The sequence below is a fragment of the Sulfitobacter sp. 1A12779 genome (genome assembly GCF_043557315.1).
GTDB classification, from domain to species: Bacteria; Pseudomonadota; Alphaproteobacteria; order Rhodobacterales; family Rhodobacteraceae; genus Sulfitobacter; species Sulfitobacter faviae.
The window spans coordinates 100,626-118,345 of record NZ_JBIFFU010000009.1; the positions used below are offsets into that span (position 1 = coordinate 100,626).

Annotated in this window: 17 protein-coding genes; 9 read left to right on the plus strand and 8 right to left on the minus strand. The window is 62.8% G+C overall.

All coding sequences use genetic code 11. From position 1 onward, the window contains the following. Positions 1–78 precede the first annotated feature (78 nt). The 4 genes from ACGYLQ_RS12310 (at position 79) to ACGYLQ_RS12325 (ending at position 6,445) form a co-directional block, all read left to right on the plus strand. Entirely contained in the window at positions 79–1,413 is a 1,335-nt protein-coding gene (locus ACGYLQ_RS12310) for an amidase (protein ID WP_394443241.1), read from the plus strand. Positions 1,414–1,534: 121 nt separating this feature from the next. Next, positions 1,535–2,719 (plus strand): aminotransferase class I/II-fold pyridoxal phosphate-dependent enzyme, encoded by a 1,185-nt coding sequence (locus tag ACGYLQ_RS12315; RefSeq protein ID WP_394443243.1) that lies wholly within the window; start codon positions 1,535–1,537, stop codon positions 2,717–2,719. Between the two features lie 12 nt (positions 2,720–2,731). Beyond that, positions 2,732–5,668 carry a DNA translocase FtsK 4TM domain-containing protein gene (locus ACGYLQ_RS12320; protein WP_394443244.1) on the plus strand — a complete coding sequence of 979 codons (2,937 nt, stop codon included), beginning with the start codon at positions 2,732–2,734 and terminating at the stop codon, positions 5,666–5,668. Positions 5,669–5,839: 171 nt separating this feature from the next. Next, the gene (locus ACGYLQ_RS12325; RefSeq protein WP_067261746.1) at positions 5,840–6,445 is read left to right on the plus strand and encodes an outer membrane lipoprotein carrier protein LolA; all 606 of its coding nucleotides are present in this window, start codon (positions 5,840–5,842) and stop codon (positions 6,443–6,445) included. A gap of 69 nt (positions 6,446–6,514) precedes the next feature. Here the strand turns inward: ACGYLQ_RS12325 and ACGYLQ_RS12330 are convergent, their stop codons facing one another. After that, complete coding sequence (locus tag ACGYLQ_RS12330; protein WP_394443246.1) at positions 6,515–7,105, minus strand: lytic transglycosylase; 591 nt, start codon at positions 7,103–7,105, stop codon at positions 6,515–6,517. Positions 7,106–7,410: 305 nt separating this feature from the next. Between ACGYLQ_RS12330 and hspQ the strand changes: the two genes are divergently transcribed. Beyond that, positions 7,411–7,737 carry a heat shock protein HspQ gene (gene hspQ / locus ACGYLQ_RS12335; RefSeq protein ID WP_067261750.1) on the plus strand — a complete coding sequence of 109 codons (327 nt, stop codon included), beginning with the start codon at positions 7,411–7,413 and terminating at the stop codon, positions 7,735–7,737. A gap of 38 nt (positions 7,738–7,775) precedes the next feature. Here hspQ and ACGYLQ_RS12340 read toward each other — a convergent pair whose 3' ends face one another. The 3 genes from ACGYLQ_RS12340 to ACGYLQ_RS12350 all read right to left on the minus strand — a co-directional run bounded on the left by ACGYLQ_RS12340 (position 7,776) and on the right by ACGYLQ_RS12350 (position 10,387). After that, positions 7,776–9,353, minus strand: coding sequence for a gamma-glutamyltransferase family protein (locus tag ACGYLQ_RS12340; protein ID WP_394443247.1), 1,578 nt, complete (start codon positions 9,351–9,353; stop codon positions 7,776–7,778). 226 nt (positions 9,354–9,579) lie between these two features. Then, the gene (locus tag ACGYLQ_RS12345; protein WP_394443248.1) at positions 9,580–10,044 is read right to left on the minus strand and encodes an ATP-binding protein; all 465 of its coding nucleotides are present in this window, start codon (positions 10,042–10,044) and stop codon (positions 9,580–9,582) included. Between the two features lie 4 nt (positions 10,045–10,048). After that, a complete protein-coding gene (locus ACGYLQ_RS12350; protein WP_067266757.1) occupies positions 10,049–10,387 on the minus strand; it encodes an STAS domain-containing protein in 339 nt (112 codons plus the stop codon). Between the two features lie 87 nt (positions 10,388–10,474). On the opposite strand from ACGYLQ_RS12350, the gene ACGYLQ_RS12355 reads away from it, so the two are divergent. The 4 genes from ACGYLQ_RS12355 (at position 10,475) to ACGYLQ_RS12370 (ending at position 13,713) form a co-directional block, all read left to right on the plus strand. Continuing rightward, a complete protein-coding gene (locus ACGYLQ_RS12355) occupies positions 10,475–11,647 on the plus strand; it encodes a thiolase family protein (RefSeq protein WP_394443250.1) in 1,173 nt (390 codons plus the stop codon). A 73-nt stretch (positions 11,648–11,720) separates the two neighbouring features. Continuing rightward, a complete protein-coding gene (locus ACGYLQ_RS12360; protein ID WP_394443251.1) occupies positions 11,721–12,179 on the plus strand; it encodes a GAF domain-containing protein in 459 nt (152 codons plus the stop codon). A 49-nt stretch (positions 12,180–12,228) separates the two neighbouring features. Beyond that, entirely contained in the window at positions 12,229–12,876 is a 648-nt protein-coding gene (locus ACGYLQ_RS12365; protein ID WP_394430804.1) for a pseudouridine synthase, read from the plus strand. Between the two features lie 183 nt (positions 12,877–13,059). After that, positions 13,060–13,713, plus strand: a complete 654-nt coding sequence (locus tag ACGYLQ_RS12370; RefSeq protein ID WP_271688855.1) for a peroxiredoxin — start codon at positions 13,060–13,062, stop codon at positions 13,711–13,713. Positions 13,714–13,728: 15 nt separating this feature from the next. Here the strand turns inward: ACGYLQ_RS12370 and ACGYLQ_RS12375 are convergent, their stop codons facing one another. The 4 genes from ACGYLQ_RS12375 to rpsO all read right to left on the minus strand — a co-directional run bounded on the left by ACGYLQ_RS12375 (position 13,729) and on the right by rpsO (position 17,596). Further along, a complete protein-coding gene (locus ACGYLQ_RS12375; RefSeq protein ID WP_394443252.1) occupies positions 13,729–14,067 on the minus strand; it encodes a hypothetical protein in 339 nt (112 codons plus the stop codon). Continuing rightward, positions 14,036–14,704 (minus strand): stealth family protein, encoded by a 669-nt coding sequence (locus tag ACGYLQ_RS12380; protein ID WP_394443253.1) that lies wholly within the window; start codon positions 14,702–14,704, stop codon positions 14,036–14,038. The genes ACGYLQ_RS12375 and ACGYLQ_RS12380 overlap by 32 nt, the downstream gene beginning before the upstream one ends. Positions 14,705–14,902: 198 nt before the next feature. Then, positions 14,903–17,044 carry a polyribonucleotide nucleotidyltransferase gene (gene pnp, locus ACGYLQ_RS12385; protein WP_067266744.1) on the minus strand — a complete coding sequence of 714 codons (2,142 nt, stop codon included), beginning with the start codon at positions 17,042–17,044 and terminating at the stop codon, positions 14,903–14,905. A gap of 282 nt (positions 17,045–17,326) precedes the next feature. Further along, positions 17,327–17,596 carry a 30S ribosomal protein S15 gene (rpsO, locus tag ACGYLQ_RS12390; RefSeq protein WP_067266742.1) on the minus strand — a complete coding sequence of 90 codons (270 nt, stop codon included), beginning with the start codon at positions 17,594–17,596 and terminating at the stop codon, positions 17,327–17,329. Positions 17,597–17,720: the final 124 nt, after the last annotated feature.

Consider the following 17,720-nt stretch of genomic DNA (forward strand, 5'->3'; position numbering starts at 1 on the left):
GATATGACCTGCGCGCGGGGATTGTCCATGCGCCGAACGGTCGCTAGGTTCGCCAAGAACAGCGGTAAGGGGCATGACATGCAAGAATGGTTGGAAATGACGGCGGCGGAGCTGGGGCGCGGGATCGCGGCGGGCGATATCGACCCGGTGGCGCTTTGCGATGCCTATCTTGATGCCATCGACGCACATCCGATGCGCGACCGTATCTATGCCCGCGTCACCCCTGACCGCGCCCGGGCCGAAGCCGCCGCGTCGGCTGAACGTGCCCGCGACGGCCAGCGCCTGTCGCCGCTCGACGGGGTGCCGATCTCTTGGAAAGACCTCTTTGATACCGCCGGAACGGCCACCGAGGCGGGCTCCAAACTGCTGGAAGGTCGCGTTCCTGAGCGCGACGCCGAAGTGCTCGCCAGCGCGACGGCCTTGGGGCTGGTCTGCTTGGGCAAAACGCATATGAGCGAATTGGCCTTCTCGGGCCTTGGCCACAACCCCAGCACTGCGACACCGCCCTGCGTCAACGAGCCGGACAGCGTCTCGGGCGGGTCGTCCTCAGGCGCGGCGGCCTCGGTCGCCTTTGGCTTGGCGGCGGCGGCGATCGGGTCGGATACCGGCGGGTCGGTGCGCATTCCGGCGGCGTGGAACGATCTGGTGGGGCTCAAGACCACCGCAGGCCGTGTCTCCCTTGCCGGGACCGTGCCGCTGGCGGCGAAGTTCGACACGGTTGGCCCGCTTTGCCGTTCGGTCGAAGACGCGGCGCTGCTGCTCGCGGCTTTGGAGGGGGGCAAGCCTGCCGATCTGCAAGAGAGCGAGTTGGAGGGCTGCCGTTTCGCGGTGCTGACCAATGTTGTCATGGATGAGCTTTCCGATGAGCCCAAAGCCGCTTTTGAAGCGGCGGTAGCGCGGTTGCGCGAGGCCGGTGCCACGGTTGACGAGATCGCCGTGCCCGAAGTCGAAGAGGCGATGCCGCTAAGTTCCTGTCTCTACACCACCGAAGCCTATGGGCTGTGGCGTGATGTGATCGAAGCCGACCCCGATGCCATGTTCAGCGAAATTCTTGAGCGTTTCCGGTTGGGTAAGGGGTTCTCCGGCCCCGATTACGTTGCCGCTTGGGCCAAGCTCGATCTGGCGCGGGCAGGCTATGACCGGGCCGTGGCGGGCTATGACGCCGTGCTGGTGCCCACTGCACCCATGCTGCCGCCGAACATCGAACGGCTGAACAGCGATCACGACTACTACCTTGCGCAGAATCTCCTGTCCTTGCGCAACACGCGAGTCGCGAATCTCATGGGGCTTTGCGCGCTTACCTTGCCGACCGATACGCCCTCTTGCGGCATTTCTCTGATGTGCGCGCCGGGGGCCGAAGAACAGCTTTTGCGCCTTGGTGCAGCGGCTGAAGCGGCCCTGCGCGAGGCCTAAGACCGCACGACCGAAAAGCCACAAGGGCGGCAAAACTCCCCGGTTTTTCTGGACGGGAGAGGCGCCCTTGGGTACCTTGGGGCAAACGGGGCGCGAATGATCCCGATCCGAGGCAGTTTTGATGATGTATACCGAGCGGTTTTCGAACCTTCCGGCCCACGTGTGGCCGCGCCTGCGCGCATTGCTTGACGGGCATGAGGGCGGCGGCACGCCGATCCATATGACCATTGGCGAGCCGAAACATGCGTTTCCGGCATGGGTGACCGATGAGATCACGAAACACGCCGCAGGGTTCAACAAATACCCGCCGAACGACGGCTCGCCCGAATTGCGCGCGGCGATTGCCGCATGGATCGCCCGCCGCTACGGGGTCGAGATGGACCACGACAGCGAGGTGATGGCCCTGAACGGCACGCGCGAAGGGCTCTATAACGCCGTCATCGCGCTTTGCCCGCCCACCAAGAATGGGGAGAAATCGGCCATCCTGATGCCGAACCCCTTCTACCAAGTCTATATGATCGGCGCGATTTCCGGTGAGGCGGACCCGATCATGGTGCCCGCCACTGCCGAGACCGGGCATCTGCCAGATTTCGCGAGCCTGCCCGAAGAGGTGCTGCGCCGCACGACGGCGGCCTATCTCTGCTCCCCCGCCAATCCGCAGGGCGTTGTCGCCTCGCGCGATTACTGGGCCGATCTGATCGCGCTGGCCGAGAAGTATGACTTTTTGATCTTCGCCGATGAATGCTATTCCGAGATCTACCGCGACACGCCGCCCACCGGCGCGTTGGAGGTGGTCAAGGAACTGGGCACCGACCGCAACCGCGTGGTTATTTTTCACTCGCTGTCGAAACGCTCAAACCTGCCGGGGCTGCGGTCAGGCTTTGCCGCCAGCGGGGCCGAGACGATGCGCCAGATCAAACAGTTGCGCAACTACGCGGGCGCGCCGCTGCCGCTGCCCTTGCAGCAGGCCGCCGCCGCCGTTTGGGCGGATGAGGCGCATGTGGAAGAGAACCGCGCGCTCTATCAAGAGAAATACGCCATCGCCGACCGCATCTTTGGCAATGTGCCGGGCTATGTGAGCCCCGAGGCGGGGTTCTTCCTCTGGCTTCCGGTCGAGGATGACGAGGCCGCGGCGCTGAAACTCTGGCGCGAGACCGGCGTGCGGGTGCTGCCCGGCAGCTATCTGGCGCAGAACGTCGCCGGGGGGAACCCCGGCCAGAATTACATTCGGGTCGCCTTGGTGGCCCCAAAAGACGAAACGACGCGCGGATTGGAAGCGATCCGCGACTGTCTGTATTCGGCATAAGCGAGGGACGACATGGCATATCAGACACGGGGACGCGATCCATTGCTAGACAGCAACATGGCCGAGGCAATCGAAAAGCGCGGTCGTGAACTGCTGGGGCTGGCGCTGATCATGCTGGGCATCATGGCCGCCATGATGATCGGCAGCTACACGCCCGACGATCCCAACTGGATGGTCTCGACCGATGCGCCGGTGCAAAACTGGATGGGCCGGATCGGTGCCTCTATCGCTGCGCCGCTGTTCATGATCGTCGGTTGGGGCGCTTGGGGCATCGCCATCGTCCTGCTGTTCTGGGGCGGACGTTTCGCGCTGCATCAGGGCGATGACCGCGCGCTTGGGCGGCTGATCTTTGCCCCCATCGCCGTGGCACTTGGGGCAATCTACGCCGCGACACTGGCCCCCGGTCAGGAATGGCTGCTGACCCATAGCTTCGGTCTGGGCGGGCTTTTTGGCGATACCGTCATGGGCGCGCTACTGACGATCCTGCCCATCGGTTCGACCCTGACGGTCAAGCTGATGTCGCTTTTGATGGGCGTCGCTATCCTCGCGTTGGGCGCCTTCGTCTTGGGCTTTACCAAGGCCGAGCTGTTCCGCATTGCGCGGTTCCTGCTGGTCGGTCTGATCATGGCCTATGCCGGGCTGATGACCCTTCTGGGCCGCGGGGCCAATGGGGCCGTCGTGGCCGCGCAGAACCTTTCGGCCCGTCAGGCCGAACGTCGTGAGCGCCGCCGTCAGGAAGCCGAAGACGCCGAAGCCTGGGCCGCGCAGGAAGCCGAGCAGAGCTATGCCGCAGAGCACGCCCCGGTGGCCGAGCCGGAAGCCGAACCGCGCAGCCTGTTCGGTCGGATGCCCGGGCTGATCAAACGGCCCGAACCCGAAGACGACATGCCTGAGCCGGAACTGATCGAGACCTACAGCGACGCCATAGTGGATGAGACACCGGGCGAAGATCGCATCAAAAGCAAGATCGCCGACGTGATCAAGAACCGCGTGCGCCATGCCAATGCGATCCACACGCCGACGACCGCGCCCTTGACCAAGGGCCGGGGCCGTGGGCCGGACCCGCTCGTGCTGAACACCAGCCAGCCCGCCGCCCAGCCCGCCGGGCTGCGTGCCGAACCGCCCTTGACCGCCGAACCGGCCACCCTGCGCCCCGAGCCGCTGCTGCGCAGGCCGCAGGCCCAGCCCGCGCCTGCCCCGACGCCAGAGCCGATGGTTCAGGAACCGGCAGCGCAGGCGCCGATGGCCGCGCCTTACGAAGACACTGTGGCGTCTGAGACCCTGCCGTTGCAGCAGGCGCCCGCGCCTGAGGCGATGAAAATCCCCGTGGCGGAGCCGCGCAAAGTGGTGCAGCAGCCCGCCCGCAAACCCGTCCAGCCCTCGAAACAGGCACAGGTCGAAGCGCAGCCCACCCTGACCTTTGACGACACGCACCCCGGTTTCGAACTGCCGCCGCTGAGCCTTCTGGAAAGCCCCGAGAGCGTGCAGCGCCTGCACCTCAGCGACGAGGCGTTGGAGGAAAACGCGCGGATGCTGGAAACCGTGCTCGACGACTACGGCGTGAAAGGTGAGATCGTCGCCGTGCGGCCCGGCCCCGTCGTCACCATGTACGAACTCGAACCCGCGCCGGGCCTCAAGGCCAGCCGCGTGATCGGTCTGGCAGACGACATCGCCCGCTCCATGGCCGCGCTTTCGGCGCGCGTCTCCACCGTGCCGGGCCGCTCGGTGATCGGCATCGAACTGCCCAACGAGAACCGCGAGAAGGTGATCCTGCGCGAGATTCTCTCCAGCCGCGACTTCGGCGACGGCAACCATCGCCTGCCGCTGGCGCTCGGCAAGGACATCGGCGGCGACCCGGTCGTGGCCAACCTCGCCAAGATGCCGCACCTGCTGATCGCGGGGACCACCGGCTCGGGTAAATCCGTGGCGATCAACACGATGATCCTGTCGTTGCTCTACAAGCTGACGCCGGAAGAATGCCGGATGATCATGATCGACCCCAAGATGCTGGAACTGTCGGTCTACGACGGCATCCCGCATCTGCTGAGCCCGGTCGTCACCGACCCCAAGAAGGCCGTCGTGGCGCTAAAATGGGTCGTGGGCGAGATGGAAGAGCGCTATCGCAAGATGTCCAAGATGGGCGTGCGCAACATCGAAGGGTACAACGGCCGCGTCCGCGAGGCGCTGGCGAAGGGCGAGATGTTCTCGCGGACCGTGCAGACCGGCTTTGACGAGGACACCGGCGAGCCGATCTTCGAGACTGAGGAAAACACCCCCGAGGCGCTGCCCTATATCGTCGTCATCGTCGACGAGATGGCCGACCTGATGATGGTCGCGGGCAAGGAGATCGAAGCCTGCATCCAGCGTCTGGCACAGATGGCGCGGGCCTCCGGCATCCACCTAATCATGGCCACACAACGCCCCTCGGTCGACGTGATCACCGGCACGATCAAGGCGAACTTCCCCACGCGGATTTCCTTCCAAGTGACATCGAAAATCGACAGCCGCACTATCTTGGGCGAAATGGGCGCCGAGCAACTCTTGGGTATGGGCGACATGCTGTATATGGCAGGCGGGGCCAAGATCACCCGCTGCCACGGCCCCTTCGTGAGTGATGAAGAGGTCGAAGAGATCGTCAACCACCTCAAGCAATTCGGCGAGCCGGATTATGTCTCGGGCGTGGTCGAAGGGCCGTCCGAGGATAAGGAAAGCAACATCGACGCGGTGCTGGGCCTTGGCGGCAATACCGATAGCGAAGACGCGCTTTATGACACTGCCGTGCAGGTGGTGATCAAAGACCGCAAATGCTCCACCTCCTACATCCAGCGCAAACTGGCGATCGGCTATAACAAAGCCGCACGACTGGTCGAGCAGATGGAGGAAGAGGGGCTGGTCTCTCCGGCGAACCATGTCGGCAAGCGTGAGATTCTGGTGCCGGAACAGGCATAGGTCTGCCTCTCCCCCCTCTCGGGAACGACAATCAAAAACACCGCCGGGCCACCCTCCCGGCGGTGTTTTTCTATGGGGCAGGGCGGGCGATAGCGAAAAACCGCGCCCTGATATCGAATATCACGCCCGCCCGCCCTATGTCAGAACGTGAGGCAACACAGGACGAACAACATGCGTAAACTTACTTCTGCGATTCTGGCGGTTGGACTGGCCGTATCGGCCCCCCTCGCGGCGGCGGCGCAGCAACTGTCGCTGAACGAGATCTCGGGCTACCTGAACCAGCTTCGCACCGCCGAGGGCGACTTTACCCAGATCAACGACGACGGGTCGATCAGCACGGGCACGATCTATATCAAACGCCCCGGCAAGGTACGTTTCGAATATAACGCGCCGGACTCCGGGCTGGTCGTCGCGGGGGCGAATACGGTCGTGATCTACGACAAGAAGTCGAACCAACCGGCTGAGACCTATCCGCTGGCGCGAACACCGCTGTCGATCATCTTGGCCGACAACGTCAATCTGGGCCGCGCCAAGATGGTGACGGGCCACAGCTATGACGGCACCGCCACCACGGTCACGGCCCAAGACCCCGCCAATCCGCAATATGGCAACATCCAGATGAAGTTTACCGGCAACCCGGTGCAGCTGCGTCAGTGGATCATCAACGATGGCAACGGCAGCGCCACGACCGTTGTGCTGGGCGACATGCAGGTGGGGGGCAATATCTCTAACAGCCTGTTCGACACCGCGGGCGCACGGGCAGGCGGCAGACGCTAAGCGGCACTGTTGAAACAAAAAACGCCCCGGCTGATCAGGCCGGGGCGTTTTGCATTGGAGTGGGCGGGTTTACCAGCGGCCCAGACGGCAACCGGCGATCTGCCGTTGATAGAGTTTGGCGCGGGATTCGACCTTGCCCGCGACGCCGACCAGCCACGCCTTGCTGTTGTAGCTTTGCCGGGAAAATCCCGTGTGCCCCTCGTGATAGGCGAGGTATTGGTTGCGGGCGTCATGCAGCGAGACGCCGTTCCGCTCCCGCGTCAGGTTCATGTACCAGCCCATGAAATCGCTCGCATCGCGAATCCGGTCGCGTTTGGCGCGCCAGCGGCCCTCGGATTCCAGATACTCATCCCATGTCGCGTCCAAAGCCTGCGAATAGCCAAAGGCGCTGGATTGGCGGCCCATTGGGATCACACCCAGCACATATTTGAACGGCGTCCGGGCATCCGCCACGAACTTGCTCTCTTGGTGGATGGTGGCCATTTGAACGTGGATGGGGACACCCCATTTCCGCTCGGTCGCGCGGAATGCGCGCAGGTAGTCGGGGTGATCTTTCAGGATCGTGCAGGCGTTATCCAGATCACGCGGGGCCGTTTGAGGCCCGCCGCCGCAGGATGCCACCAGCAGTACGATCATCATTGCGCAAAAATGCTTGCTCATCTGCCTCTCGCCTCTCGTTTTTGGTAGGGGACGTTTTTTCGGAGGAGTTTAACCGATTCACCCTCACCATCACATCACTAAATTGGGAAAATGCGCGGCAGTCTGGGCGGTATTGCGCTGACTGCGCAGCCCTGCACAGGCGGTATTTCGCAGGAGGCCGGCAGAGCAGTTGCGCCCCCGGGCGGTAGGCTGCCGCAAACCCACTGTCGGCGCGGCGTTCACAGTCTGTTTCCCCGTGCAGAGCCGCTGTGATTGGACAAAAGCCCCTTGAAAGGGCTACCGTCGAGGGGTAGGGGCAGCATGTTATGATACGAACACGCGCAAAATATCACCTCGGGCAGATTGTCCGTCACAAGAAGCATCCCTTTCGGGGCGTGATTTTTGACGTCGACCCGGAATTCGCCAACACCGAAGAATGGTATGAGGCGATTCCCGAAGAGAACCGGCCGGTGAAAGATCAGCCGTTCTATCATCTCTTGGCCGAGAACGATCAGAGCTACTATGTGGCCTATGTGTCGGAGCAGAACCTCGTGGCCGATTATTCGGGGGAGCCTGTGGACCACCCCGATATCCCCGATCTGTTCGGCCCCTTCACCGACGGTGCCTATCCGCTGCATTTCCAGATGAACTAAGCCCGGCGGGCCGTTTCCCAGCCCGCCAGAGGTCTTCATCAATAGCCCAAGGCGCAGCCGTCCTTACGCGGATCGCTCGCGCCCTCCAGCACGCCATCTTTGCGGATGCGGATCGCCTGTGCGCCGCCGATCGCGGTTTCAGGCACTTCGACCTTATGGCCCAGATCGCTCAAGCTTTGGCGCACATCGTCGCCAAAGCCGCGTTCGACCTTCATCACCTGCCCATCGGCAAAGGCGCGGGGTGCGTCGATGGCGCTTTGAACGTCCATGCCGAAATCGGTGAGGTTCGAGGCAAAGCGCGCGTGGCCGCAGGGCTGATAGGCCCCGCCCATCACGCCAAAGGGCATGGTCACACGGCCATTCTCGCGGATCATGCCGGGGATGATCGTATGCATCGGGCGTTTGCCGCCTTTCAGCTCATTGGGGTGGCCTTCCTCCAATGTGAAACCCGCGCCACGGTTTTGCAGCAGGATGCCGAACTTGTCCGAGGCGATGCCAGAACCGAAGCCGTGGAAGATCGAATAGATGAGCGAGACCGACATGCCGTCGCCGTCGACCACGGTGATATAGATCGTGTCTTTATGCACCGCCTCGCTGATCGGGGGGGCGGCAGCCATGGCGCGTTTGGGGTCGATCAGGGCCGCAAGGGCGCGGGCGGTCTCAGGCGCCAACATGTGTTCAAGCCGGGTGGTGTGGTCCGGGTCGGCTAGAAAGCGGTTGCGCGCGTCATAGGCCAGTTTGGTGGCCTCAGCTTCGATATGCAGCCGCTCGGCCCCCAGCGGGTCCATCCCGGCGATGTCGAAGTGATTAAGGATATTCATCAGCAACAGGGCGGTCGCCCCTTGGCCGTTGGGCGGATGTTCGACCACTTCGAGGTCTTTGTACTGGCCTGACACGGGCGTCGTGACCTCGGCGTGGGCCTTGGCGAAATCCTCGGCGCTGTGGCTGCCGCCTGCGGCTTGCAAGGTGGCGATCATGTCTTCGGCGATCTCTCCGGTGTAGAAGGCATCGCGGCCCTGCGCGGCCACGCGGCGCAGCACTTCGGCCTGTCCCGGCGCGCGGAAGATGTCGCCGGTGCGGGGCGTTTTACCGTTGATGAGGAAGTGATCCCGCGCGCGCCTCTGAAGGGTGCCGCCATCGGTGGCCCAGTCAAAGGCCACGCGCGGGGCGACGGGCACCCCCGCCTCGGCATAGTGGATTGCGGGGGCGAGCAGGGCGTCCAACCCCAGTTTGCCGGTGCTTTCGGAGAGCTGGCAGAAGGCGTCGATGGCCGTGGGGATGGTCACGGCATCCGCCGAGCGCAGCGGCACCGTCTGCTCGCCCCTGTCCCGCAATTTGGCGGCATCCAGCGCCGCTGGTGCGCGGCCGGACCCGTTGAGGGCATGGACCTCCTCGCTCCCCGCCGGAGAGTAGAGCACGAAACAGTCGCCGCCGATCCCGGTCATCTGCGGCTCGCAAATGCCGAGCAACACCGCCCCGGCGATGGCCGCGTCCATCGCGTTGCCGCCCCGCGCAAGGATATCGACCGCCGCCCGCGCGGCCAGCGGATGGGATGTGGCGCAGATGCCGTTAGTGGCCAAGACCGGTGACCGGCCGGGAAGGTGAAAATCGCGCATGTGCTGCCCCTCGCTGAATTACGTCAGCGTGACCCTAGACGGAGATCTCGGTTCTGCCAATGCGGGGGAAAGTTCCTCGGCACCGCGTACTGGGTGGGGGCTATTAAACACGGCACCGAGGGAAGCCATATGCAGCTACAGCACCGTTTATGACCAACAACCAAGGCGCAATTGTGATCCCAGCGGGGCCGTTTTGGGAAATATGCGGGACGCGCTGCCGCAGATGTTAACGCGGCGGTAAGCCAACCGGGAGCCGCAGGGCGATCCGGTTCTCTTGCGCCAAGCGGCGATAGGTCAGGTCTTTCGCCAGATCGCGGATCAGGAACCAGCCAAAGCCGCCTTCCGGCAGGTCGCAAACGGGGCGGTCGATCTCTTGCGGCAGGCCCAAGGGCACTTGCAGGTCGGGCATCGGCAGCCCTTCGTCCGAAACGGCAAGGTGCAGGCCGTCGGGCGCGTGATGGCAGGCGATATGGATGGGGCCGGGGTGGTGCGGGTCGGGGTAGGCGTGTTCGACGATATTGTTGAGCATTTCGGCGACAACCAAACGCACCACGCAGACCTCCTCGGCCCCGAGCGAAAGGCAGCTAAGCGCGTCCAGCAAAAGCGTAAGCGCCTCCCGCGCGGCCTGCGGGCCGCTGTGAACGGTGATCTCGAACGGGCAGAGCGCGGGCCGCGCGGCGGAGAGCCGCATCGCGCTATTCTCGATGCGCGGTGAGGGCGGCGTCAAGCGTGTGGAAGATGCCAAAGACCCTATCCATCCGGGTGAGGGTAAAGACCTTTTCCACCGCCGGAGTCAGCCCGGCCAGCACCAGCGCGCGCTGCGGCGCCAGATGTTTCATCGCCGCCACGATCGCGCCGAGCCCGCTGGAATCAATGAAATTGACCCGGTGCAGATCAAGGATCACCACCGGCGGCGCATGGGCCGCGGCGCGACGCAGCGCATCCTTGAACTCCAGCGCCGCGGCGGCGTCGATCCGGTCATGTAGCACGCTGACCACGCAAAAGCGGTCTTCTGTTTTGGCGGAAACTTCCATAAACATGCCCCGAGACTTTGAAGTTCGAGACGTGATTAACCGTAAAACCTTACCAACTGGTATGCGGTGCAACTCTAGGAGAACGTGATGCGCAATGTCGTGATAACCGGTGCAGCCAGAACCCCGATGGGCGGTTTTCAGGGGGCCTTTGAGGGGCTGACCGCCGCGGAATTGGGCGGCAGCGCGATCAAGGCGGCTTTGGGCAAGACGGATCCTGCCGAGGTGCAAGAGGTGCTGATGGGCTGCGTTCTGCCCGCAGGCCAGGGCCAGGCGCCCGCGCGTCAGGCCGGGTTCAAGGCCGGTCTGGGCGAAGAGGTGCCCGCGACCACGCTGAACAAGATGTGCGGCTCGGGCATGAAGGCGGCGATGATGGCCTTTGACCAGATCGCGCTTGGCCAGACCGATGTGATGGTCGCTGGCGGCATGGAGAGCATGACCAACGCGCCCTACGTCCTGCCCAAGATGCGCGGGGGCGCGCGGCTGGGGCATGGGCAGGTGATCGACCACATGTTCCTCGACGGGTTGGAAGACGCCTATGACAAGGGCCGCCTGATGGGCACCTTTGCCGAGGATTGCGCCGAACGCTTCCAGTTCACCCGCGAAACGCAGGACGACTATGCGCTGGCCTCTCTGTCGCGCGCCATCGAGGCGCAGGAGGGCGGTGGCTTTGAAGATGAGATCGCCCCGGTCGAGGTGAGGTCGCGCCGCGGCAGCACCACGGTCAGCGCCGACGAACAGCCTGCCAGCGCCCGGCCCGAGAAGATCCCCCAGCTAAAACCGGCCTTCCGCGAGGGCGGCACGGTGACGGCGGCGAATTCTTCGTCGATTTCAGATGGGGCGGCGGCGCTGGTGCTGGCGGATGAGGAGACTGCCAAGACCCGCGGCCAGACCATCCGCGCCCGCATCGTCGGCCACGCCAGCCACGCCCAAGCGCCGGGGCTGTTCACCACGGCACCTGTCCCTGCGGCGCAGAAACTGCTGGAGCGGATCGGCTGGAAGAAAGAGGATGTCGATCTGTGGGAGGTCAACGAAGCCTTCGCAGTCGTGCCGCTGGCTTTCATGCATGAGATGGACCTCTCCCATGATATCGTGAACGTCAACGGCGGCGCCTGCGCGCTTGGCCATCCCATCGGTGCCTCGGGAGCGCGGATCATGGTGACCCTGCTGAACGCGCTGGAAAAACGCGGGCTGAAACGCGGTGTCGCGGCGATCTGCATCGGCGGCGGCGAGGGCACGGCCATCGCGATCGAACGCCCCTGAGCCCTCGGGCCATTTAACCTATCGAAGGGGGGCGGCCTGCCTCCCTTTTTCCGTCTGCAATAAGAGTATCGCCATGACCGTCGACTACCAAACCCTTGCCAAGACCATCGCCGCCCTGACCGAGGACGAAGACGATGCCGTGGCCCTGATGGCCACCATCGCCTGCGAGGTGCATCACGCGGATGACCGTTTTGACTGGACCGGCTTTTACCGGGTGACCGCGCCCGAACTGTTGAAGATTGGCCCCTATCAGGGCGGACACGGCTGTCTCGTGATCCCCTTTTCGCGCGGGGTCTGCGGGGCTGCGGCGCGCACGGGCGAGGTGCAATTGGTTGAGGATGTCGATGCCTTTCCGGGCCATATCGCCTGCGCCTCTTCGACACGTTCGGAATTGGTGCTGCCGGTCTGGAACGGCGCGGGGGAGTTGCTGGGGGTTTTCGACATCGACAGCGACCAGCCAAATGCTTTCACCCAAGCCGATGCCGATGCGCTGAGCGCGATCCTCAAGGATAGTTTCGCCGCCGTCGCCTGACGGCCACGCCCCCGCTTGATCCGCGGGGCTGCATCTGCGAGGGGGAGCCATGGATAGCGAATATAACCCGCCGCAGGACCCGTTGGTCATTCTGCATGAAGACGCCGAAGTTCTGCTGGTCGACAAACCTTCGGGGCTGCTCAGCGTGCCGGGGAAGGGCGAACATCTGGCCGATTGCCTGATCGCACGGGTGCAGGCGGTCTTTCCCCAAGCGCTGCTGGTGCATCGGCTGGATCGTGACACTTCGGGCGTGATGATCTTTGCCCTGACGCCCCATGCGCAGCGTCACCTCGGGTTGCAGTTCGAAAAGCGCATGACGCGCAAGACCTATGTCGCGCGGGTCTGGGGCGTGCCAGCGGAGAAATCCGGTAGTGTCGATCTGCCGCTGATCGTCGATTGGCCCAACCGCCCCCGGCAGATGGTCTGCCATGAGACTGGCAAACCCGCGCAGACCGATTGGAAGATGGTCAAGAACGATGGGGAGACTGCGCGCCTTCGGCTGTTCCCCAAGACCGGGCGCAGCCATCAGCTGCGCGTGCATATGCTGGCGCTTGGGCATCCGATTTTGGGCGACCCGTTCTATGCCACGGGGCCCGCGCGGGATTTTCCGCGGTTGATGCTGCATAGCGAGGAGTTGCGGTTCAACCATCCGCAGGGTGGCGCATCGACGAAGGTGCGGGCCAAGGCCCCTTTTTGAGCTGCGCTCCGTGCCCGGCCTTGGGCCGTGAGGTGGGGGCGGGATTGGTATTTGAGAAAGGATGAAGGGGAAGGGGCCGTGGCGCTGCGGTGAAGTTGGGCTTTGTGGCGATCGGGGGGTGAAACCGGCGGAGTTTGCGATTACCTCTGACCTATCTGTTCACAGATTGACCCGGAGGATATCATGGGCTTGCGTATCAACGACACTATTCCCGATCTTACAGTCGAAACCGATCAGGGCAGTTTTTCCCTGCATGACTTCGTCGGTGACAATTGGGCGATCCTGTTCTCCCACCCCAAGGATTTTACCCCCGTTTGCACCACCGAGTTCGGCGCCGTGGCGCGGCTTTCCGAGGAATGGGAAAAGCGCGGCACCAAGGTGATCGGCGTCAGTGTCGACGGTGTTGAAGAGCATAAGAAGTGGAAGGGCGATATCGAGAAGGTTGCAGGCGCCGAGGCCGGTTTCCCGATCATCGCGGATGCGGGGCTGGAGGTGTCGAAAGCCTTTGATATGCTGCCTGCGGAGGCCTATCTGCCCGATGGCCGCACGCCCAATGACAGCGCCACGGTGCGGTCGGTTTTTATCATCGGGCCGGATAAGCAGTTGAAGCTGAGCATGACCTATCCGATGAACGTGGGCCGGAACTTTGCCGAGGTTCTGCGGGCTTTGGACGGGTTGCAGACGGCGGCGAAGAACGCAGTGGCCACGCCTGCGGATTGGCAGGTGGGTGAGGATGTGATCATCCCCGCGACGGTGTCGGATGAGGACGCCAAGGCGAAGTTCGGGGCGTTCGAGACGGTGTTGCCCTATTTGCGCAAAGCCAAATTGAAGGCCTAAGGGGCGCGGGGAGGTTTATGCCCCCGCGCCCAGCATTCTCATATCGAGATAGGGCTGATAGATGTCGACAAGACCGCTGAATAGCCGAGCGGTCTTGTCGGGGTCGATTTCATCTAGGCTCTGCATGCAGCCAAAGTCGTAACCTTCGGCCAGCAGTTGGCTGAGCATTGTATCGACATGGCGGCCGGGTTTTGCATAGGCTACACGGGGCGGTTCGTAGGCTGTTACTGTCGTGAGATGATTGTGTAGTGAGATCGGCCAATGCTGTTCGCGCACACGGAAGCGCGGACGGACCTGTTTGGCAAACTCCTCAGGGTTTTCTTCATAATAGCGCGCAAGCGTCGTGGTTCGCATCGGGTGGGGCCAATGCTCTTACGGCGAGAGCGCCGTTCTCCTGAGCTGTGCGGAAGGAGGCGCGACCCCAGTGATTTGGACGGAGCTTGCGCAACAGGTCGTGCTTTAGCCAGTCGATACCGCCCGTGGATCGCATACTGAGGATCCGCCCCCGGACTTTTGGATGCCCATCCTCGTCGAAAAAGTAGGACGGAAGAAGGCTCGATTTGACAAACATATCGTCGTTAAAATAGATATGCCGGTCCGCCAGCCCCGGAATGCGCCAAAGCGCGGCTTCGATTGTCAGGCTGTTAAAGGTGGGCAGAGCCTCCGGATGGTCACCCAGAATATCACGGTGATCGACAATCCGGATTTTGTCCGCCGAGCAATGCCCAGACGTTGCGAAATTATCGATGAACGGCGGTCGCTGGCCGTCGGTTACGATCCAGATGGTGCGAATGAACGGCAAGAACTTGAGGATGGAGGCCACGCAGACGTAAATCTCACCTTGGCTGTCGAAGCGTGTAGAGGCCTGCGATGTCTTGTGCCGGACGCCGTCTTGGGCCGCATAACGGCGGCGTTTTTCCGCGTGGGCGGGGGCGTTCCCATCGACCCAGGCAATGACGGCATCAATTGGTGAAAGCGTTTTCTCGGTCATGCGCGCTAGATAGCTTCATCAGACGGCGGCGCAAGTCGTTAAAGTCTCCGTAGCGCGGGAGACACATCATGCGGACCGGAGCAATGTGATCAGCACGCTTGCGGGACGGCGAGGTTCGAAAGGTCGAACCTTCATGCTACGAAAATGGCCCCCGCGCGGCTGCGCAGGGGCCTTCGTTAGTCAGGTCGCGGTCGGGGTTTAGCCCTCTGCCGCTTCTTTCTTCTCGGCAGTGATCTCTTCGCCGGTCTCCTGATCGACGACTTTCATCGACAGGCGCACCTTGCCGCGATCGTCGAAGCCCAGAAGCTTGACTTTCACTTCCTGACCTTCCTTCAGAACGTCCGAAGGGTGGTTCAGGCGGCGGTTTTCGATCTGGGAGACGTGGACCAGACCGTCGCGCTTGCCGAAGAAGTTCACGAAGGCGCCGAAATCGACGATTTTCACGACGGTGCCGGTGTAGATGGCACCCTCTTCGGGCTCGGCCACGATCGAATAGATCATGTCATAGGCTTTCTTGATCGCTTCGCCGTTGGGGCTGGCGATCTTGATGGTGCCTTCGTCGTTGATGTCGACCTTGGCGCCGGAAACCTCGACGATCTCGCGGATGACCTTACCGCCCGAGCCGATCACTTCGCGGATCTTGTCGGTCGGGATTTGCATGGTCTCGATACGCGGGGCGTGGACGGAGAAGTCCGCGGCGCCCGAAATCGCCTTGTTCATCTCGCCGAGGATGTGGATACGGCCTTCTTTGGCTTGTGCCAGGGCTTTCTCCATGATCTCGGGCGTGATGCCGGCGACCTTGATGTCCATCTGCAGCGAGGTGATGCCCGCTTCGGTGCCTGCGACCTTGAAGTCCATGTCGCCGAGGTGGTCTTCGTCACCCAGGATGTCCGACAGGATCGCGTAGGAGCCGTCATCTTCGAGGATCAGACCCATGGCAACACCGGCCACGGCCGATTTCAGCGGCACGCCCGCGTCCATCATGGACAGGGAGCCACCGCAGACCGATGCCATCGACGAGGAGCCGTTGGATTCGGTGATCTCGGAGACCAGACGGATGGTGTAGGGGAAGTCCGTTGCCGCGGGCAAAACCGCCTGCAGGGCGCGCCATGCGAGCTTGCCGTGGCCGACTTCGCGGCGTCCGGGAGGGCCCACGCGACCCACTTCGCCGACCGAGTAGGGCGGGAAGTTATAGTGCAGCAGGAAGTTCGATTTGAAGTTGCCGTGCAGCGCGTCGATGAACTGCTCATCGTCGCCGGTGCCGAGCGTGGTCACCACGAGGCCCTGCGTCTCACCACGGGTGAAGAGCGCCGAACCGTGGGTCCGCGGCAGGATGCCGGTTTCGGCCACGATGTCGCGGATCTCGTCGGTGCGACGACCGTCGATACGCTTGCCGGTTTTCACCACGTCGCCACGCAGGATGCTGGCCTCAAGGCCCTTCATTGCGGAGCTGAGGTTCTTGTCCTCAAGCTGCTCTTCGGTGAGCTTGCTCTTGATGGTTTCGCGGGCAGCAGCAACGGCGGCGGTGCGCTCTTGCTTGTCCACGATCGCGAAAGCGGCGCGCATTTCGTCTTCGCCAGCGGCTTTCACGGCAGCCGACAGATCGGAATAGTCTTCGGGCTGGAAGTCGAAGGGCTCTTTCGCGGCTTCCTCGGCCAGATCGATGATCAGGTCGATGACCGGCTGGATCTGCTCATGGGCGAATTTCACGGCGCCCAGCATTTCCTCTTCCGACAGCTCATAGGCTTCGGATTCGACCATCATCACCGCATCCTTGGTGCCCGCGACCACGAGGTCGAGGCGCTGGTCGGGGTTGGTGCGCAGGTCTTGCATGTCGTCGATGGTGGGGTTCAGCACATAGTCGCCACCCTCATAGCCCACACGGCAGCCCGCGATCGGACCCATGAAGGGCGCGCCCGAGAGTGTCAGCGCGGCGGAGGCGGCGATCATGGCGACCATGTCGGGGTCGTTGACCAGATCGTGGCTCAGCACGGTGCACATCACCAGAACTTCGTTTTTGAAGCCGGGCACGAAGAGCGGGCGGATCGGACGGTCGATCAGACGCGCGGTCAGGGTTTCCTTCTCGGTGGGGCGGGCCTCACGCTTGAAGAAGCCACCCGGTACTTTACCGGCGGCATAGTATTTCTCTTGGTAGTGCACGGTCAGGGGGAAGAAATCCTGCCCGGGCTTTTGCTGACGTGCATACGTCACGTTGGCCATGACGCTGGTCTCACCCAGCGTGGCAATCACCGACCCGTCCGCCTGACGGGCAACCTTACCGGTTTCCAGTGTCAGCGTCTCTTCGCCCCACTGGATCGATTTTTTCGTTACATTAAACATCTACGTTTCCTTTTTGGCCCATTGGCCATTGCATAGGGGCCGTATTGCCCCTGACTCCGGTATCTTCTTTTTCAGGCGCTGGAGTCCGGGCGCCGGATTTCAGATTGCGCGGGCATACATGTTTTCATGGCAAATGGGAAGCGTTCTGTCGCTTCGGGGCGCACTGCGGCAGGTTCTTTCCGCCGCAGTGCGCCCCGGTCTGCGCGCAACAAAAAACCTCCCGGCGGGGGCCGGGAGGTTTTGGTCGTCCTGTTACCGGAACTTCCGGCGGCTTGCGCGCGATTAGCGGCGCAGGCCGAGGCGTTTGATCAGGTCCTGATAGCGGGACTCGTCTTTGGCCTTAACGTAATCCAGCAGCTTGCGGCGCGTCGCGACCATTTTCAAAAGACCACGGCGGCCGTGGTTGTCTTTCTTGTGGGTCTTGAAGTGCTCGGTCAGCGTGGTGATGCGCGAGGTCAGAATGGCAACCTGAACTTCGGGCGAACCGGTGTCGCCTTCTTTGGTGCCGAATTCTTTCATGACTTTTGCTTTTTCTTCAGCAGTGATCGACATCGGGGTCTCCTTTCGAAAAGAGTTAAAATGGATGGCGCAGGCCGGGATGTCGTCCAGCGCAGGCCCATGGAGATATCACCCGCTGACGGAATCAGCAGGCGATGGGGGCGTATAGGAGGAATTT

Coding starts and splice junctions, on each gene's coding strand:
- ACGYLQ_RS12310 (WP_394443241.1), top strand. CDS start 79: ATGCAAGAATGGTTGGAAATGACGGCGGCGGAGCTGGGGCGCGGGATC.
- ACGYLQ_RS12315 (WP_394443243.1), top strand. CDS start 1,535: ATGATGTATACCGAGCGGTTTTCGAACCTTCCGGCCCACGTGTGGCCG.
- ACGYLQ_RS12320 (WP_394443244.1), top strand. CDS start 2,732: ATGGCATATCAGACACGGGGACGCGATCCATTGCTAGACAGCAACATG.
- ACGYLQ_RS12325 (WP_067261746.1), top strand. CDS start 5,840: ATGCGTAAACTTACTTCTGCGATTCTGGCGGTTGGACTGGCCGTATCG.
- ACGYLQ_RS12330 (WP_394443246.1), bottom strand. CDS start 7,105: ATGAGCAAGCATTTTTGCGCAATGATGATCGTACTGCTGGTGGCATCC.
- hspQ (WP_067261750.1), top strand. CDS start 7,411: ATGATACGAACACGCGCAAAATATCACCTCGGGCAGATTGTCCGTCAC.
- ACGYLQ_RS12340 (WP_394443247.1), bottom strand. CDS start 9,353: ATGCGCGATTTTCACCTTCCCGGCCGGTCACCGGTCTTGGCCACTAAC.
- ACGYLQ_RS12345 (WP_394443248.1), bottom strand. CDS start 10,044: ATGCGGCTCTCCGCCGCGCGGCCCGCGCTCTGCCCGTTCGAGATCACC.
- ACGYLQ_RS12350 (WP_067266757.1), bottom strand. CDS start 10,387: ATGGAAGTTTCCGCCAAAACAGAAGACCGCTTTTGCGTGGTCAGCGTG.
- ACGYLQ_RS12355 (WP_394443250.1), top strand. CDS start 10,475: ATGCGCAATGTCGTGATAACCGGTGCAGCCAGAACCCCGATGGGCGGT.
- ACGYLQ_RS12360 (WP_394443251.1), top strand. CDS start 11,721: ATGACCGTCGACTACCAAACCCTTGCCAAGACCATCGCCGCCCTGACC.
- ACGYLQ_RS12365 (WP_394430804.1), top strand. CDS start 12,229: ATGGATAGCGAATATAACCCGCCGCAGGACCCGTTGGTCATTCTGCAT.
- ACGYLQ_RS12370 (WP_271688855.1), top strand. CDS start 13,060: ATGGGCTTGCGTATCAACGACACTATTCCCGATCTTACAGTCGAAACC.
- ACGYLQ_RS12375 (WP_394443252.1), bottom strand. CDS start 14,067: ATGCGAACCACGACGCTTGCGCGCTATTATGAAGAAAACCCTGAGGAG.
- ACGYLQ_RS12380 (WP_394443253.1), bottom strand. CDS start 14,704: ATGACCGAGAAAACGCTTTCACCAATTGATGCCGTCATTGCCTGGGTC.
- pnp (WP_067266744.1), bottom strand. CDS start 17,044: ATGTTTAATGTAACGAAAAAATCGATCCAGTGGGGCGAAGAGACGCTG.
- rpsO (WP_067266742.1), bottom strand. CDS start 17,596: ATGTCGATCACTGCTGAAGAAAAAGCAAAAGTCATGAAAGAATTCGGC.